Annotated in this window: 15 protein-coding genes, 1 pseudogene and 1 riboswitch; of the genes and pseudogenes, 11 read left to right on the top strand and 5 right to left on the bottom strand. The window is 70.0% G+C overall.

Annotated features, from left to right (window positions below; genetic code table 11):
- Nucleotides 1-188 precede the first annotated feature (188 nt).
- The 3 genes from ABZ818_RS29520 to ABZ818_RS29510 all read left to right on the top strand — a co-directional run bounded on the left by ABZ818_RS29520 (nt 189) and on the right by ABZ818_RS29510 (nt 3,649).
- A complete protein-coding gene (locus ABZ818_RS29520; protein ID WP_361421084.1) occupies nt 189-1,301 on the top strand; it encodes a LacI family DNA-binding transcriptional regulator in 1,113 nt (370 codons plus the stop codon).
- A gap of 199 nt (nt 1,302-1,500) precedes the next feature.
- Nucleotides 1,501-2,607 (top strand): metallophosphoesterase, encoded by a 1,107-nt coding sequence (locus tag ABZ818_RS29515; protein WP_361421081.1) that lies wholly within the window; start codon nt 1,501-1,503, stop codon nt 2,605-2,607.
- Nucleotides 2,608-2,788: 181 nt separating this feature from the next.
- Nucleotides 2,789-3,649, top strand: a complete 861-nt coding sequence (locus tag ABZ818_RS29510; RefSeq protein WP_361421078.1) for a hypothetical protein — start codon at nt 2,789-2,791, stop codon at nt 3,647-3,649.
- Nucleotides 3,650-4,013: 364 nt separating this feature from the next.
- Here the strand turns inward: ABZ818_RS29510 and thiC are convergent, their stop codons facing one another.
- Nucleotides 4,014-5,846: a phosphomethylpyrimidine synthase ThiC gene (gene thiC, locus ABZ818_RS29505; protein WP_361421075.1), complete on the bottom strand. Its 1,833-nt coding sequence runs from the start codon at nt 5,844-5,846 to the stop codon at nt 4,014-4,016.
- A riboswitch (TPP riboswitch) is annotated at nt 5,839-6,016 on the bottom strand. (Overlaps the previous gene by 8 nt.)
- A 71-nt stretch (nt 6,017-6,087) precedes the next feature.
- On the opposite strand from thiC, the gene ABZ818_RS29500 reads away from it, so the two are divergent.
- Complete coding sequence (locus tag ABZ818_RS29500; RefSeq protein WP_361421072.1) at nt 6,088-7,554, top strand: YibE/F family protein; 1,467 nt, start codon at nt 6,088-6,090, stop codon at nt 7,552-7,554.
- 103 nt (nt 7,555-7,657) lie between these two features.
- Here ABZ818_RS29500 and ABZ818_RS29495 read toward each other — a convergent pair whose 3' ends face one another.
- From ABZ818_RS29495 to ABZ818_RS29480, 4 genes are all read right to left on the bottom strand, one after another.
- Nucleotides 7,658-8,095, bottom strand: coding sequence for an SsgA family sporulation/cell division regulator (locus ABZ818_RS29495; RefSeq protein WP_361421069.1), 438 nt, complete (start codon nt 8,093-8,095; stop codon nt 7,658-7,660).
- Between the two features lie 97 nt (nt 8,096-8,192).
- Nucleotides 8,193-8,987, bottom strand: a complete 795-nt coding sequence (locus ABZ818_RS29490) for a helix-turn-helix domain-containing protein (protein WP_361421066.1) — start codon at nt 8,985-8,987, stop codon at nt 8,193-8,195.
- 304 nt (nt 8,988-9,291) lie between these two features.
- Nucleotides 9,292-9,504 (bottom strand): DUF5326 family protein, encoded by a 213-nt coding sequence (locus ABZ818_RS29485; RefSeq protein WP_141359891.1) that lies wholly within the window; start codon nt 9,502-9,504, stop codon nt 9,292-9,294.
- A 179-nt stretch (nt 9,505-9,683) separates the two neighbouring features.
- Nucleotides 9,684-10,001, bottom strand: a complete 318-nt coding sequence (locus tag ABZ818_RS29480) for a cupin domain-containing protein (protein WP_361421062.1) — start codon at nt 9,999-10,001, stop codon at nt 9,684-9,686.
- Between the two features lie 48 nt (nt 10,002-10,049).
- Between ABZ818_RS29480 and ABZ818_RS29475 the strand changes: the two genes are divergently transcribed.
- From ABZ818_RS29475 to ABZ818_RS29445, 7 genes and pseudogenes are all read left to right on the top strand, one after another.
- Nucleotides 10,050-10,427 carry a phage holin family protein gene (locus tag ABZ818_RS29475; protein WP_141359890.1) on the top strand — a complete coding sequence of 126 codons (378 nt, stop codon included), beginning with the start codon at nt 10,050-10,052 and terminating at the stop codon, nt 10,425-10,427.
- Between the two features lie 96 nt (nt 10,428-10,523).
- Nucleotides 10,524-11,714, top strand: coding sequence for a cystathionine gamma-lyase (locus ABZ818_RS29470; protein ID WP_361421059.1), 1,191 nt, complete (start codon nt 10,524-10,526; stop codon nt 11,712-11,714).
- A gap of 301 nt (nt 11,715-12,015) precedes the next feature.
- Complete coding sequence (locus tag ABZ818_RS29465; protein ID WP_361421056.1) at nt 12,016-12,921, top strand: LysR family transcriptional regulator; 906 nt, start codon at nt 12,016-12,018, stop codon at nt 12,919-12,921.
- Nucleotides 12,922-13,028: 107 nt separating this feature from the next.
- On the top strand, nt 13,029-13,511 hold the full coding sequence (locus tag ABZ818_RS29460; RefSeq protein ID WP_225076418.1) for an NUDIX hydrolase: 483 nt from the start codon (nt 13,029-13,031) through the stop codon (nt 13,509-13,511).
- Nucleotides 13,512-13,601: 90 nt separating this feature from the next.
- Nucleotides 13,602-14,468 carry a GNAT family N-acetyltransferase gene (locus ABZ818_RS29455; protein ID WP_361421052.1) on the top strand — a complete coding sequence of 289 codons (867 nt, stop codon included), beginning with the start codon at nt 13,602-13,604 and terminating at the stop codon, nt 14,466-14,468.
- A 166-nt stretch (nt 14,469-14,634) separates the two neighbouring features.
- Nucleotides 14,635-15,099, top strand: coding sequence for a MarR family transcriptional regulator (locus tag ABZ818_RS29450; protein ID WP_361421049.1), 465 nt, complete (start codon nt 14,635-14,637; stop codon nt 15,097-15,099).
- Nucleotides 15,100-15,151: 52 nt separating this feature from the next.
- Nucleotides 15,152-15,589: pseudogene (locus ABZ818_RS29445) on the top strand (GNAT family N-acetyltransferase); the annotation flags it as partial.
- Nucleotides 15,590-15,671: the final 82 nt, after the last annotated feature.

The raw sequence follows: 15,671 nt of genomic DNA, 5'->3' as shown, positions 1-15,671 counted from the left end.
GACCTCTTCGAGACATCGAGGGGTCGGCAGGCCCATACGTGCCACCGCGTCACGTCCTAACATGACACCGGGTAACTGCCATGGTTTCAAAGGCACTTGGACCACGACGACCATGCAGAAACGTGCCTGTCAACGCGTGCATATGCGTCCGCACTACCCCACCGCAAGAGCCCTACTATCGGCTCGCCATGACAGCAGCAGGGAAGCACCAGGTGAGCCGCGCGGAAACCTCACGCCGAGGGAGCCGGCCGGGCCGGGCGGGCATCAGAGACGTGGCCGCCGCCGCCGGAGTATCCATCACGACCGTCTCCGACGCCCTCAACGGCAAGGGGCGCCTCCCCGACGCCACCCGGCGCCATGTCCGCGAGGTCGCCGACCGGCTGGGGTACCGCCCCTCGGCCGCGGCCCGCACCCTCCGTACCGGCAAGTCGGGCCTCATCGGCCTGACCGTGACGACGTACGGGGATGAACCTTTCACCTTCACCGAGTTCGCGTACTTCGCCGAGATGGCCCGCGCCGCCACCTCGGCCGCGCTCGCCCGCGGCTACGCCCTCGTCATCCTGCCCGCGACCTCGCGCCACGACGTGTGGTCGAACGTCGCCCTGGACGGCACGGTCGTCATCGACCCCTCCGACCAGGACCCGGTCGTCAGCGAGCTGGTGCGGCAGGGCTTACCGGTGGTCAGCGACGGCCGCCCGGCCGGCGCACTCCCGGTCACCGCCTGGGTCGACAACGACCACGAAGCCGCCGTCCTCGGCATCCTCGACCACCTCGCCGAGGCCGGCGCCCGCCGTATCGGCCTGCTCACCGGCACCACGACGGACACCTACACCCACCTGTCGACGACCGCCTACCTCCAGTGGTGCAAGCGCGTCGGCCAGGACCCGGTGTACGAGGCCTACCCCGCCCACGACCCGTGCGCGGGCGCCGTCGCCGCCGACCGGCTGCTGGCCCGCCCCGACCGGCCCGACGCCGTCTACGGACTGTTCGACCCCAACGGCACCGACCTGCTCGCCGCCGCCCGCCGCTACGGCCTGCGCGTCCCCGACGACCTGCTGCTGGTGTGCTGCAGCGAGTCCACGGTGTACGCCAGCACCGAGCCGCCCATCACCACGCTCTCGCTGAAGCCGCGCCGGATCGGCACGGCGGTCGTCCAGCTCCTCATCGACGCCATCGAAGGGGTCGAGTCGGACCAACCGGTCGAGCAGGTCATACCGACCGAGCTGATCGTGCGGACCTCGTCCCAGCGGCGCACCCAGCGCAGGACGGTCAGCCCGCCCCGCGCGTCGGAGGGCCGTTAGGACACGGGTGGCCGCGGGATTGCCTAAGACTGTCCAATCGGGGCGAAAGCCACGGTGAACCGGAGTCCAGTCCCGATTCACCACCCCTGGGTCATCACATGGCGCGATCCGCGTTCCTATGATGGGCCCACAACACCGCGGGCCGCTGCGACCAGGCAGTCCGAAGCGGTGCACAGGCGGCGCGATGGTGGAGGGGTCGATGTCTCAGGGGGCCGGTCAGGGACCCGAGGTGGAGCGGACGGCTACGCTGCGCGACTTCCGGGTTCCCGCGTACGTGAACGAGACCGGTCCGTACGCCCACGGCACGCAGCCCGCCGAAACGGTCCGGCCGCCGGAGGAGGCCCCGGCGGCGCCCGCGGCGCCCAAGGAGGGCTACCCGGCCGCGTACACGCCCACCGAGCGCGACCTGCCGGTCATCAAGCGCGGTGACACGCTTCAGGTGGCGGTCGACCCGGTCTCCGCTCCGACCCGGCAGTCCGCCACCGGCCCGGGCCCCCTCTACGTCGTCGGTGACGTGCACGGCTACCTGGATCAGCTGGTCGCCGCGCTCCAGGAGAAGGGGCTCGTCGACTCCGCCGGCCAGTGGTGCGCGGGCACCGCACGGCTGTGGTTCCTCGGCGACTTCACCGACCGCGGCCCGGACGGCATCGGCGTCATCGACCTCGTGATGCGGCTGTCCGCGGAGGCGGCCGCGGCCGGCGGCTACTGCAAGGCCCTCATGGGCAACCACGAGCTGCTGCTGCTCGGCGCCAAGCGGTTCGGCGACACCCCCGTCAACTCCGGCGCGGGCACCGCGACCTTCCAGGCGGCCTGGCTGCTCAACGGCGGCCAGAAGTCCGACATGGACCGCCTCCGGGACCACCACCTCCAGTGGATGGCCCGGCTCGACGCCGTCGAGGCGGTCGACGGCTACCTGCTCGTGCACTCCGACACCACCTCCTATCTCGACTACGGTGCCTCGATCGAAGAGGTCAACGACACCGTCCGCGAGACGCTCACCCGCAACGACGCGAACGAAGTCTGGGATCTGTTCCGCAAGTTCACCAAGCGCTTCTCCTTCCGCGACGAGGGCGGTGCCGACGCCGTGCGCTCCCTGCTCGATACGTACGGCGGCACCCGCATCGTTCACGGCCACAGCCCCATTCCCTATCTGCTGGGCGAAGTCGGCTCCGAGGAAGGCGAGGAGTCCGCGGGTCCGGTCGTGGAGGGACCGCACATCTATGCCGACGGACTCGCCATCGCGATGGACGGCGGCGTAACCATGGCCGGAAAGCTGCTGGTCCAGCAACTGCCCCTCGACATCTGACCGTTCACCGGGCAGCCCGCCTGTCGAGACGACCGCGCAGGTCGGCACCCAATTTGTGGAAACCCCCTGTCACCGCGCGCCGTCACGGCTCTACCATCGGCTTATCCGTAGCAGGCTCCCCTCCGTTTCTGCCCGACGGCTCGCCGCCATGCGAGCCCCAAGCCCTACGGAGCATCGGGGGATGCACATGAACAGCGTTCCGCAGCACCTGCTGAGCGAGGACCGCCAGGAATACGAGCGGATCCTCGATGAGGCGCTGCGCTCCGCCCCACACCACCCGGAACTGGCCGCTGCCGGACAGCGGCTCAACTCGGAACAACTGCGCACCATGGCGCTGAGCGCCACCGCTGTCATAACGGCGGCCGCGTCGACCGAGTACCACCACTACGTCAAGGTCCGCGAGGAACTGCGCCGACCGGCGCCGGCCGTCCCGCCCTCCCTCATCGAGGCCGACTCGGCCGAGCCGGGCGGGCTCGCCCGACCAGCCGCCACCTTGGACGAGGTCACCGAGGCCCACGGCGCGGGCGCGGGCGCCGTCGTCGCGGTACTCGCCCCCGTACTCGCCGGGACCGCCGCGGCCCTCTTCCTGCTCGTCGGCTACATCCTGAGGATGCTGGACCCGACCCAGGCGTTCGCCCAGTCCATGATCACCGCGGGCTGGGTGTTCGGTGCCCTGACCGCGGCCGCGATCCTCGTCGCCGCCGCCGGGCTGCTGCTCACCGCGCTGCGCAACCGCCCCTCGCTCGACAGCGGCGCCTACGCCGAACTGGGCGAGGAGGTTGCCCAAGCCAGGGAAGCCTGGGAGGAGGCCCTGCTCGAACGGGGCATCCTGCCGTTCCTGCGCGACGCGCTCGCCGACCCGCGCTCCCCCGCACCAGGGCATACGGGGCCGGCGTCACCGACCGGCCGCATGCCACAGCTCGGCTACGGCCGGCCAGGTTTCAGCAGCCCGGACGACGGGGCCCCGAGCCGCCGCCCGCGCTTCTCCAGTCCCGACTTCAGCAGCCCGGACTACGGAGGCCCGGAACACCAACCGGAGTAACCAGCGCCCCGCGCTCCCACGCCGAGGGCGACTGCTCGCCCCCGAGGGCCCGGCGCGCACCCCGCCACCCCGTCCCGCACCCACCGGGCCGGGGCGCCGGGGACGCCCGCACGAACGCAGGCTCTCCATCGAGTACGAGCAGCCTGCGCCGTGCCCCGGAGCCCAACTTCTGGGGCTGCATACGACACTTCCATCGCTGTCGCTCCAGCAGTGCTCATGGCGGCGCCTCTCCCTGCTCACTACCGGCCTGTGCCGGTTTCCGGGGGAGACCGTAACCGCGGCCTCTGGCAGAGGGCGGCGCCGGGACTACAGCAAAGGGAGCGGTGCCTTGGCGCGCTCGCCGAGAGCACCGCCCCACCATGCATCAGTCGGCGATCGGCAGGTACACCCGGTTCCCCGCCTCCGCGAACTCCTTCGACTTCTGCAGCATGCCCTCAGCGATCTCCTCCGCCGTGGCACCCTCAGCCGCTGCACCGCCGAACCGCTCTGTGATGCTTTGGCTAATCTTCATCGAGCAGAACTTCGGGCCGCACATCGAGCAGAAGTGAGCCGTCTTGGCGGGTTCCGCCGGGAGGGTCTCGTCGTGGAACTCCCTTGCCGTGTCCGGGTCGAGGGAGAGGTTGAACTGGTCCTCCCACCGGAACTCGAAGCGGGCGTCGGACAGGGCGTCGTCCCACTCCTGCGCGCCCGGGTGCCCCTTGGCGAGGTCGGCCGCGTGGGCGGCGATCTTGTAGGTGATGACGCCGGTCTTGACGTCGTCGCGGTTGGGCAGGCCCAGGTGCTCCTTGGGCGTGACGTAGCAGAGCATGGCCGTGCCCCACCAGGCGATCATCGCGGCGCCGATGCCGGAGGTGATGTGGTCGTACGCCGGGGCGACGTCCGTCGTCAGCGGGCCGAGCGTATAGAACGGAGCTTCATCGCAGATCTCCTGCTGAAGGTCGATGTTCTCCTTGATCTTGTGCATCGGGACGTGGCCCGGGCCCTCGATCATGGTCTGTACGTCCAAACGCCTGGCGATCCGGCCGAGTTCCCCGAGCGTGCGCAGTTCCGCGAACTGCGCCTCGTCGTTGGCGTCCGCGATCGAGCCGGGCCGGAGTCCGTCGCCCAACGAGTACGTGACGTCGTAGGCCGCGAGGATCTCGCAGAGCTCCTCGAAGTTCTCGTAGAGGAACGACTCCTTGTGGTGCGCCAGGCACCAGGCGGCCATGATCGAGCCGCCGCGCGAGACGATGCCGGTCTTTCGGTTCGCGGTCAGCGGCACGTAGGCAAGGCGTACCCCGGCGTGGACGGTCATGTAGTCCACGCCCTGTTCGGCCTGCTCGATGACGGTGTCCTTGTAGATCTCCCAGGTCAGTTCCTCGGCCTTGCCGTCCACCTTCTCCAGGGCCTGGTAGAGCGGGACGGTGCCGATGGGGACGGGGGAGTTGCGCAGCACCCACTCACGGGTGGTGTGGATGTTGCGGCCGGTGGAGAGGTCCATGACCGTGTCGGCGCCCCAGCGGGTCGCCCAGGTCATCTTCTCCACCTCCTCCTCGATGGAAGAGGTCACCGCGGAGTTGCCGATGTTGGCGTTGACCTTCACCAGGAACCGCTTGCCGATGATCATCGGCTCGATCTCCGGGTGGTTGACGTTGGCCGGCAGCACCGCGCGGCCCGCCGCGATCTCCTCGCGGACGGTCTCGGGAGCGACGTTCTCCCGGATGGCCACGAACTCCATCTCCGGCGTGATCTCCCCGCGGCGCGCGTAGGCGAGTTGCGTCACCGCTCCTCCGTCGCGGCCGCGGCGCGGCTGGCGCGGCCGTCCCGGGAACACCGCGTCGAGGTTGCGCAGACCGCCGCGCGGCGAGGTGTGCTTGATCCCGTCGTCCTCGGGGCGGACGGGACGGCCGGCGTACTCCTCGGTGTCGCCGCGGGCCACGATCCAGTTCTCCCGCAACGGCGGCAGGCCCCTGCGGACATCGGTTCCCACAAGTGGATCGGTATACGGGCCGGAGGTGTCGTACAGCGTGACCGACTGCCCGTCGGTGAGGTGCACCTGACGGACCGGCACTCGCAGATCGGGACGTGAGCCCTCCACGTAGCCCTTGTGCCAGCCGCTGGACTTTCCGGCCTCCCCGTCGGAAGCGTCGGAAGTGATCCGCTCCGCGTCGCTGGAGATCTGCTTGGAGGCAGGCGTGCGTACGTCCTTGTTGGTCATGAGACCTACTCCCTACGCCGGCATTACCCGGTAACAGGTTCGGCGGTCGACGCAGCGGTATCCGTCTGCCGGCGTTTCCTGTGAAACATCGCACGTTCCACGTGAAACATCGCAAAGACGGAGGTCAGCGCCCTCTCAGCCCGGTGCTCCGAGCTCCCGCGTGTGCAAAGGTGCCCCCACGCTAGCGTCATTTGTGGCGCGGTGAACAGTGGGCCTGTGCCGTTCTTGCGATGATCGGGCGGTGACCACGACAGAGCAGTTCCCCCATCCGCCGCCCGAACCCCGACGCGGAGAGGACTTCCGGCACGGCCAGGAAGCCACCGCCGCCGGCCACGGACACGGCCCCGCGACCGGCGGCGGCCACGGCCCGGGGAGCAGTGCCGGGCACGGTCCGGGAAGCGGTGGCGGGCACGGGCACGGCCACAGCCACGGGCCGGCCGCACCCGTGTCGAAGCACCTCCGCAAAGTGATCGCGGCGATCCTCATCCCGTTCGCCGCCGTGGTGGCGGCCGGACTCGCCGTGCTGTGGCCGGGTGGCGCCCCGTCGCACGAGCGCACCGGCGTGGGCTTCGACCGGCAGACCCAGCAAGCCACCGTCGTCGAGGTGCTCGAGGTCAGCTGCCGGTCGGTGAACGGCTCCGGGGACACACCGACCGGCGACACCTCCACCGCCGAAGGGTCCTCCGCACAGCAGCAGCAGTCCGGGAGCTGCAAGAAGGCCACGATCCGGGTGGACACCGGCAACGACAAGGGCCGTACCTTCACCGAGGTCGTACAGCCCGACCAGTCCCGGCAGCTGCACCAGGGCGAGAAGGTCGTGGTCGCCTACGAACCCTCGGCACCCAAGGACTTGCAGTATTCGGTCACCGACATCAACCGGCACTTCCCGATGGCGCTGCTGGCCGGTCTCTTCGCACTCGCCGTCGTGGTCGTCGGGCGGATGCGGGGCGTCATGGCGCTGGTCGCGCTGGCCATCAGCTTCCTGGTGCTGAACCTCTTCGTCCTGCCAGCGATCCTGCAGGGATCGAACCCGCTGGTCGTGGCGGTGGTGGGAGCCAGCGCCATCATGCTGATCGCGCTGTACATGTGTCACGGCCTGTCCGCCCGTACCTCGGTCGCGGTGCTCGGCACGCTGATCTCGCTCATGCTGATCGGCTTCCTGGGCTCGCTGTTCATCGGCTGGGCCGCGCTGACCGGCAACACCGACGACAGCACCGGTCTGATCCACGGCCTGTATCCGTCGATAGACATGAGCGGCCTGCTGCTCGCCGGTGTCATCATCGGCTCGCTCGGCGTCCTGGACGATGTGACGGTGACACAGACCTCCGCGGTCTGGGAGCTGCACGAGGCCAACCCCGCGATGGGCTGGCGCGGGCTGTACCGCGCGGGCATCCGCATCGGACGCGACCACATCGCCTCCGTCGTCAACACCCTCGTCCTCGCGTACGCGGGTGCCGCGCTCCCGCTGCTGCTGCTGTTCTCCATCGCGCAGAGCAGCGTGACGACCGTCGCCACCAGTGAGCTCGTCGCGGAGGAGATCGTGCGCACGCTGGTGGGCTCCATCGGCCTGGTCGCCTCCGTGCCGGTCACCACGGCGCTGGCGGCACTCGTGGTCTCGGCCGACCGCCCGGGACGGGCGCAGGCCGCGGCACAGGCCACCCTGCCCGCTCCGGCGCGCGGTGGAAGGGGCAGGCGCCGCAGGCGCTGACTCCGTGTGCGGGGGCCACTTGGGCGGCCGACGAAGCGTTCCTGCACCCCCTGAGGCCGTGGCGACGCGTTACACCACCGCCCGCGTCCGCTGCCGTGACGCCTCAGCCCGCGCTCTGTTCCTCCGCCAGGATGCGGTCCAGGGCTTCGTCGAGGTGGGCGTCGAAGTCGGCCAACGCACCCTCCTGGCCCAGGGGCACCAGCTTGTCCGTACGGTCCAGGAACGCCACCAGCGGCGCCGTCGAGGAGCGGAACAGCGCCCGGTCGCCGCCGACCTGAAGCCGGATCAGGACCTCGCTCAGCGAGTCGCGGTCGGCCGGTGAGATGCGCACGTCACCGTCCCCGCACGGCGTCCCCACCCCGTCGATCAGCAGCTCTCGACCGAACGCCCAGGTCACCGGGGCGTCTCCGGGCAGATGAAAGGTCAGCCGTACGGCATAGGGATCACAGGTCTCGTACCGCAGCTCCACCGGGATGCGGAAGGAGAGCTCCTCGGACACGAGAAAGCTCATCATGACCTCTGCCTGTACGGACTCGCGCATCGCTACCCCGTTGTTTGCCGTCGACTGGCCGGGAATCCATCCCGTGACAATGGTGCATCTTGCTGAACGTGCACATCAGATCACAAGGAGTGAGTTTTCAGATACTGATAGAGAGCGCCAGGGAGCCCAGACGCCGTCCCACCTCGTGTTGCAGCCGACGTGCGGCGGGCAGCAGCCGGTCCGCCTGATGGGCCGGCAGGGAGAGGGCCATCGCGGCCGCTGTGGTGCCCACAGTGATGGGAATCGCCGCGCACACCGCCCCCAGCACGTACTCCTGCCGCTCGGTCACCGGCTCCATCGGCCGGGCCCGTTCCAGGCGCCGCAGCACCGTGTGCTCGTCACGGACCGTGTACGGGGTGAGGGACCGCACGGGGTAGCGGTCGAGGTGGTCGCGGCGAGCCCTGTCGTCCAGCTGGGACAGCAGGCACTGGCCGATCGCGTGCGCGTGCCCGGTCTCGCGGAAGCCGGCCCATTCCTCGACCGCCGGGATGGCCGCGGTGGCGGAGACGCACATGAGCTCGATCTCGCCCTCGCGGTACATCGCGTAGTACAGCGGCGCACCGATGGAATCCCGCCACTGGGCGAGCGCCTCGACGATCGTGGTGCGACGTTTCTGCGCCGCTCCGCTGCTACTCAGCCGCTCGGCGGCCTCGCCCAGGAAGAACAGGCCCTGGTCGCGGCGCAGATAGCCCTCGTGGACGAGCGTGCGCAGGAGGTGGTACGCGGTGGGCAGGGCCAGGCCCGTCTCACGGGCGAGCTGCTTGGCGGGTGCCCCGTGCTCGTGCCGCGCGACGGTCTCCAGCAGGCGCATCGCGCGCTGCACGGATCCGATGAGGGTGGGGGGCTGCTGGGGCCTCGGCTGCTCCGGGACCGTGGCCCTGGGCCGTTCCAAGGGGGCCGACGAACGCGGCTGCGCCGGGAGGGCCGTCGAGCGGGACGGCCCCCGGGGTGCGGGCGGCGCGTGCCGTTCTGCGGGTGCGGTGTCAACCGTGGCCAAGGGGTCACTCCCGTAGCGCGAGGGGGCAGCCGTGCGGGGAACACGAATGGGGGTGTACGCCGCCTGCGGGGGCCGGCCCCCGCGTCGATCTCCGGACTTTATCCGCCTGTCACCGCACACGGACGACTTGTCCGGGAAACTTCCCTCCCGCGAGGGAACCGGCGATTCCCGTTACCGGTTCACCGGCGCCCTCCGGCACTCACCAGTCGCTGCGTGAGGACGACCCCGCCATGAACTTCCGCACGATGTAGATCAGCCCGCCGACCAGCGCGACGAAGATCAGCACCTTGAACAGCAGCCAGACCACGAAGCCGATCACGCTCGCTATCACGCCGCCGAAGACGACCAGAGCGATGACGGGCACCGCGATCCACTTCACCCACCACGGCAGACTCGCGAAGATCTCTCGCATTGCCCTCGTCCTCATCTCTCCGCCGGCGCGGTGCCGGACCCTGTCGGCATCCCGCACTCCCCGGTGCGGGCCCTGTCGATGTTCTGCACTCGATGCTAGAGCCGGGAGGGCGCCCCGCGGAGCCCTCGCACCCCTTGTCCTGCCCTGACCGGTCCCCTAGGGAACCCCGAGACGCCGCCTCAGGCTTCCGGGGGAGAGAACACCACCAGGACCCGAAGATCCTCGCTGATGTGGTGGAACTTGTGGGCGACCCCGGCCGGCACGTACACCACGCTGCCGCGGGCCACCTCGGTCGTCTCCAGACCGACCGTGATCGCGGCGCGGCCGCTCACGACGAAGTACACCTCGTCCTGGTTGTGCGGCTTCTGCGGGTCGTGCTCGCCCGCGTTGAGCGCGTACAGACCGACCGACATGTTCCGCTCGCGCAGGAACTGAAGGTAGGCACCCTCGTTGGCGGCTCGTTCCGCCTCCAGTTCGTCCAGCCGGAATGCCTTCATAGCCCTCGCCCGTACTCGTAGTCGATCTGGTCTGCCACGATCAGACACATGAAGAATTTCGTAGTCAAGACGATCGCCAACGCGGGCGCCCTGGCGGTCGCCGTGTGGCTGCTCGACAAGATCACCCTGACCGGCGACAGCACCGCCAAGAAGGCCGGCACGCTGATCGTCGTTGCTCTGATCTTCGGGCTGGTGAACTTCCTGGTCAAGCCGATCGTGAAGGTACTGACCTTCCCGTTGTTCATCCTGACACTGGGCCTGATCACCTTGGTGGTCAACGCTCTGATGCTGCTGCTGACGTCGTGGGTGTGCGGCAAGCTCAACCTGAGCTTCCACGTCGAGGGCTTCTGGACGGCCGTACTGGGCGGCCTGATCGTCTCGGTCGTCTCCTGGGCGCTGAACCTGGTCCTGCCGGACGAGGACTGAACCGAGGGGCCGAGGAAGCGCCCCGAGAGAGAAGTGGGCGGCGGACCGCGCACCGCTCGCCGCAAGACGACAGCAAGCGAAGGAAGGCAGAGCGGTATGAACGACTCCGCTGCGGACGACCCGAACGGCACGCCGGAGCAGCCCCGTTTCCCCACCGGCGCCGGTGACGGCACGCGTGCGGTGCGGGCCGGGCTGCCCGAGCCGGTCAAGCACGAACCGACACTTCCGGGACCTGTGTTCGCCGCCCACTTCCATCTGCCGGGCGACCCCACGGGCCCGTACACCTACGGCCGCGACGAGAACCCGACCTGGACGCTGCTGGAGCGCGCCATCGGCGAGTTGGAGGCACCCGGGCAGGACGGCGTCGAGACGCTCGTGTTCGCCTCCGGCATGGCCGCCATCTCGTCGGTGCTCTTCTCCCAGCTGCGCGCCGGGGACGCGGTGGTGCTGCCCAGCGACGGCTACCAGGCGCTGCCCCTGGTGCGCGAGCAGCTTCAGGAGTACGGGATCGAGGTACGCACGGCGCCGACCGGCGGGGACGCCCAGCTCGACGCGCTGGACGGGGCACGGCTGCTGTGGATCGAGTCCCCGTCGAACCCAGGGCTGGACGTGTGCGACATCCGGCGGCTGGTCGAGGCGGCACACGCGCATGGCGCCCTGGTCGCCGTGGACAACACCCTGGCGACCCCGCTCGGGCAGCAGCCGCTGGCGCTGGGCGCGGACTTCTCCGTGGCCAGCGGCACCAAGCAGCTCAGCGGACACGGCGACATCCTGCTGGGATACGTCGCCGGCGGCGGCGGCGAGGCCATGGCGGCCGTACGCCGCTGGCGCAAGATCGTCGGTGCCATCCCGGGACCGATGGAGGCGTGGCTCGCCCACCGTTCGATCGCCACCCTGCAACTGCGCGTCGACCGGCAGAACGCCTCCGCCCTCGCTCTCGCCGAGGCGCTGCGCGGTCGACCCGAGGTGACCGGGCTGCGCTACCCCGGGCTGCCCGACGACCCCTCCCACAAGATCGCCTCACGGCAGATGCGGCGCTACGGGTGCGTGGTGTCCTTCACGCTGCCCACGCGTGCGCGTGCCGAGCGCTTTCTCGACGCGCTGCGGCTCGTGGACCCCGCGACGAGCTTCGGCGGGGTGCGCTCCACGGCCGAGCGGCGCGGACGCTGGGGCGGCGACGCGGTGCCGGAGGGCTTCATCCGGATGTCCGTCGGCGCGGAGGACTCCGAGGACCTGGTGGCGGATGTGCTGCGGGCGCTGGACGAGTCGGCCGAGCCGGCCCACTGACCCCTTCCCGGACGCCGGCCGGTCCCTGGCGGGCACCTGACAGATCTCCTGCGAGTCCCGGCGGTCTCCGTCTGCTTCCGTCCGCTTCCTTCCGCTTCCGTCCGTCCACAGCGGGCGGTCCGAGCCTCCCCCCTCGTGGCTCGGACCGCCCTCGGTTCCGCGCGCGAAGAACCGCGCGAACAAGGCTAGTTGACTCTGTGTCAGTGTCCAATCACGGTAGCGACAGAGACCTATCGACATATTTATAGTTGGGCGGGGCCGGGGGGTCGTACGAAAGGGCACCAAGAGGGGTGGGCGTGCCATGGATCTGGCATTGCTGCGCACGTTCGTGACCGTGCACCGCGCGGGCTCCTTCACCCGCGCCGCAGCGCTCCTCGGCCTCTCCCAGCCGGCCGTCACCTCCCAGATCCGCACGCTGGAACGGCAGCTGGGACGGCCCCTGTTCCTGCGCCAGGCCCGCGGTGTGACGCCCACGACCATCGGCGACGAGCTCGCGCACAAGGCCGCGCCGCATCTGGACGCGCTCGTGGAGATCACCGAGACCGGCCTCGACGACGAGTTCTCCCTGCGCACGCTGCATCTGGCCGGGCCGCCGGAGTTCATCGCCGAACGGGCCCTGCCCGCACTGACCGGGCTGACCGGCGACGACGGGCAGGGCTTCGCGCTGCGCACCTCCTTCGGGACCGCCGAGGAGACCCTGGACGGCCTGTCCGCCGGACATCACGATCTGGCCATCAGCACGGCCCGGCCCCGCGGCGGACTGCTCACGGCGGCTCCGCTGTGCGACGAGGAGCACGTCCTGGTCGCCGCTCCGCGCTGGGCCGAGCGGATCGATCAGACGACACCGCGCCGCACGGTCGTGCCCGCCCTGGACACCGTCCCCGTGATCGAGGTCCACGAGTCGCTTCCTTTCGCCTCCCGCTACTGGGGCTCGGTCTTCGACGCACGGCCCGCGGCCTCCGGCACGGTGATCGTCCCCGATCTGCGTGCGGTCCTCGCCTGCGTGGTGGCGGGTGCGGGGCTCGCGGTGCTGCCCCGGTATCTGTGCACGGCCGCCCTGGGGCGGGGGGAGATCGTGCCCCTGCACGAGCCGGCGGTGCCACCGCTGCGCACCTACTTCCTCGCGGTCCGCACCGGAACACTGGCGATGCCGCACATCGCGCGGGCCCATGAATGGCTGCTGCGAGCGGCCACCGCCTGGTGCTGAGCGCAGAAGGGGGAGGGCAAGGGAGGAGAAGGGGTGGGAAGGGCGCGGCATGAGACCGGGGCGGCGTGCGATGTTTCACGTGGAACCAGCCGGGCCACATTTCTCCCATGACCGTCCGACCCGTGGTCAAGCGCACCGCCCGTGCCGTTCTCCTCGACGGTGACGACCTGATCCTGATCAAGCGCACCAAGCCCGGCGTCGATCCCTACTGGGTCACTCCCGGTGGCGGGGTCGAGCCCGGGGACGCGACCGTCGTCGACGCTCTGCACCGCGAGGTGCACGAGGAACTCGGCGCCAAGATCACCGACGTGGTGCCTTGCTTCGTGGACACCGTGGAGCACATCGGCGAGGACGGCGGCGCGACCGGTGTGAAGGTGCAGCACTTCTTCGTCTGCCGACTGGAGTCCATGAACCCCTCCCAGCGGCATGGCCCGGAAGTGGACCAGCCCGCCGGCGAGTACGAGATCGTACGGGTGCCGTTCACACGGGTCGGCATCGCCTCTGTCCATCTGGTTCCGCTGTCCCTGCGCCACTACCTGGACGGAAACATCGAGGGCGTGCGGGCCATGCACGCTCCCGACCTGGGCTGAGGAACAGGTCACCCGTGCGTGGCCAAAAGCACGTACGTCCGGTCCGAAACAGGTGGACGCCGAGGGGGTCCTTCGGACAGCCTGACCTGCGTGTCGACTCCTTCTCCCGCTCATTCCCCCATCCGCCGCCTGACGCTTCGCGATCTCACCGCCTGCGCCGACTTGTCCGAGGACCGGGGGTGGCCGCGGGAGGAGCACAAGTGGAGCTTTCTTCTGACGGCCGGGACGGCCTACGGCATCGACGACCCGGACGGAGGACTCATCGCCGCGTGTGTCGTGAGCGAGTACGGACCGCAGGGCCGCCCGGATCTCGGCGCCATCGGCATGGTCCTGGTCGCCGAACGACATGGCCGCCAGGGCATCGGACGGCGGCTGATGCGCCACGTGGTCTCGACAATGGGCAGCACCCCCCTGACCCTCCACGCGACCCCACTCGGCCGCCCGCTCTACGAGGAGCTGGGCTTCAAGACCACCGGCGGGGCGGAGATGGTGGTCGGGCACTTCACACCGGACGAGTCGCGGCCTCCTATCGCCACGCGCGCGGCCACTGCGGCGGACCTCGCGGGCATCCTCCGGCTCGACGAGGAGGTGTTCGGCATTGATCGAACCCCGGTCATCACGCGACTGCCCGCGTTCGCCGACCAGTTGCGCGTCGCCGAGGAGCACGGCCGGATCATCGGGTACGCAGCGGCCTGGCCCAACATGGACACCCATGTCGTGGGTCCCCTGATCGCCCGGGACACGGAGACGGCCAAGGCCCTGATCGCCTCCCTCGCAGCCCGAACCGACCGCCGGCTGCGCACCGACATCGACGTACGCCACGAAGAACTGCTGGCCTGGGTGACGGAACGCGGGCTGGCGCCGGTGATGCGCAACGACGTCATGATGTACGGCATCGCGGAGCCGCCCGGGGACTGGACCCGCCGGTTCGCACCGCTCACCGTGGCAGCGGGCTGAGGCGACTGCTCCGGGCTGGCGCCTCGACGGCGGCCCCTGTCTTTCGCCAGGCCGAGAACCGATCTTCCGTCAGGCAATAGTTGCGCACGCGCGATATCTTCAAAAGCTGTCTATTGTTGCGCTGCCCTATCCTGGATCCAGCCGCTCCGGGACGGAGGAAACGCCCATGACAGCGACGGACCCCGCGCTGACCGCCCTAGCCCAGGGCTGGTCCGCGCTCGCCCTGCTGCACGGCAGGATCGAGGCGCACGTCGAGCGCGCCCTTCAGGCCGGGCACGATCTCAGCGTGCGCGAATACTCCCTGCTCGACGTGCTCAGCCGGCAGCACGACGGTGAGGGCGGCCATCTGCAGATGAAGCAGGTCGCGGACGCGGTCGTCCTCAGCCAGAGCGCCACCACCCGACTGGTCACCCGGCTCGAGGACCGTGGGCTGCTCGAGCGCTACCTGTGTCCCACCGACCGCCGCGGCATCTACACCAACGTCACCGAAGCCGGTCTCAAGCTCCTGGCCCAGGCCCGGCCGACCAACGACGGCGCCCTGCGCGAGGCACTCGACGAAGCCGCGAAGAACCCGGATCTGGCACCGCTGGTCCGGGCCGTCGAGTCCTTGCACGCGACAGCCCCGGCATAGGCCCGCACCGGCATGGCCGGTACGGGCCGGACCACCCCATAGGGTGCGGGCCATGGAAGAACTCGCCATACGAGCCGCTGTCGCCGCCGACGTCCCCGCCATCGTGGCGATGCTCGCGGACGACCCGCTGGGGGCCCAGCGTGAGTCGCCGGACGACCTCGCGCCCTATCTGTCCGCGCTGGAGCGGCTCAGCGCCGATCCCCACCAGCACCTGGTGGTCGCCGTGCGCGAGGACCGCATCGTCGGCACGCTCCAGCTCACGATCATTCCCGGCCTGTCTCGGCGCGGCTCCACCCGGTCGATCATCGAAGGCGTCCGCATCCACGCGGACGAGCGCGGCAGCGGCCTGGGCACGCGGCTCATCGAGTGGGCCGTCGACACATCACGCCGCGAAGGCTGCCAGTTGGTCCAGCTGACCTCTGACAGGACACGCACCCACGCCCGCCGCTTCTACGAGCGGCTGGGCTTCGAAGCCTCGCACCTGGCGTACGTCACCAACAACGCCCTGCGTACCCCCGCCGCGGTGGCGGCACACCTCACCGAGCTGGGCATACGGGCGGAGGCGGCCGATG

Source organism: Streptomyces sp. NPDC047453 (assembly GCF_040643155.1).
Lineage (GTDB): Bacteria > Actinomycetota > Actinomycetes > Streptomycetales > Streptomycetaceae > Streptomyces.
This window is presented reverse-complemented; position numbering and strand designations above follow the sequence as displayed.

Coding starts and splice junctions, on each gene's coding strand:
- ABZ818_RS29520 (WP_361421084.1), top strand. CDS start 189: ATGACAGCAGCAGGGAAGCACCAGGTGAGCCGCGCGGAAACCTCACGC.
- ABZ818_RS29515 (WP_361421081.1), top strand. CDS start 1,501: ATGTCTCAGGGGGCCGGTCAGGGACCCGAGGTGGAGCGGACGGCTACG.
- ABZ818_RS29510 (WP_361421078.1), top strand. CDS start 2,789: ATGCACATGAACAGCGTTCCGCAGCACCTGCTGAGCGAGGACCGCCAG.
- thiC (WP_361421075.1), bottom strand. CDS start 5,846: ATGACCAACAAGGACGTACGCACGCCTGCCTCCAAGCAGATCTCCAGC.
- ABZ818_RS29495 (WP_361421069.1), bottom strand. CDS start 8,095: ATGCGCGAGTCCGTACAGGCAGAGGTCATGATGAGCTTTCTCGTGTCC.
- ABZ818_RS29485 (WP_141359891.1), bottom strand. CDS start 9,504: ATGCGAGAGATCTTCGCGAGTCTGCCGTGGTGGGTGAAGTGGATCGCG.
- ABZ818_RS29480 (WP_361421062.1), bottom strand. CDS start 10,001: ATGAAGGCATTCCGGCTGGACGAACTGGAGGCGGAACGAGCCGCCAAC.
- ABZ818_RS29475 (WP_141359890.1), top strand. CDS start 10,050: ATGAAGAATTTCGTAGTCAAGACGATCGCCAACGCGGGCGCCCTGGCG.
- ABZ818_RS29470 (WP_361421059.1), top strand. CDS start 10,524: ATGAACGACTCCGCTGCGGACGACCCGAACGGCACGCCGGAGCAGCCC.
- ABZ818_RS29465 (WP_361421056.1), top strand. CDS start 12,016: ATGGATCTGGCATTGCTGCGCACGTTCGTGACCGTGCACCGCGCGGGC.
- ABZ818_RS29460 (WP_225076418.1), top strand. CDS start 13,029: ATGACCGTCCGACCCGTGGTCAAGCGCACCGCCCGTGCCGTTCTCCTC.
- ABZ818_RS29450 (WP_361421049.1), top strand. CDS start 14,635: ATGACAGCGACGGACCCCGCGCTGACCGCCCTAGCCCAGGGCTGGTCC.